Origin of the sequence: Nonomuraea zeae, assembly GCF_005889725.1 — a bacterium.
GTDB lineage: Bacteria > Actinomycetota > Actinomycetes > Streptosporangiales > Streptosporangiaceae > Nonomuraea > Nonomuraea zeae.
Map to the genome: position 1 here is coordinate 1 of NZ_VCKX01000749.1, position 501 is coordinate 501.

Consider the following 501-nt stretch of genomic DNA (forward strand, 5'->3'; position numbering starts at 1 on the left):
GCCCCCCTCTTCGACCCCGACGCCACCCATCACCAGGACGCCACCCACCCGGCGCTCAAGGCCCCGGACGTAAGCGGCCAGGGAACCGGCAAGCCGGAAGAGGCCGACCAGCAGCAAGCCGGCCAGCGCGGCATCGGCCAGCTGCTGGCCGGCCAGCCGGGTGCCGGTCGGCAACCAGCCGGCCTGTCGGACGCCGCGCAGCCGCGAGTCGGCGGGCCGAACGCCGGGCAATCGGGCATCGGGCCACAGGGCGCGGGGCAACAGGGCACGGGGCAACCAGGCGCCGGACAACCAGGCACCGGACAACCAGGCACCGGACAGCTGGGCACCGGACAACCGGGCACCGGACAACCGGGCGCCAGCCAGTCGAGCGCCGGCCAGCCAGGCACCGGAGCGCAGGACGGCCGAGACAGTCAGGACACCCGGGACGGTCAGGACGACGACGGCCGGGACCAGGACGCCACCCGCCCGGGCACGCCCCTGCCGCGAGCGGTCCGCCCC

At 76.2% G+C, this 501-nt stretch carries 1 protein-coding gene; it reads right to left on the reverse strand.

Annotation, left to right across the window (positions count from 1 at the left end; genetic code table 11):
- The coding region (locus tag ETD85_RS62735; RefSeq protein ID WP_138699157.1) for a pentapeptide repeat-containing protein at positions 1-501 on the reverse strand (501 nt) is incomplete at both ends.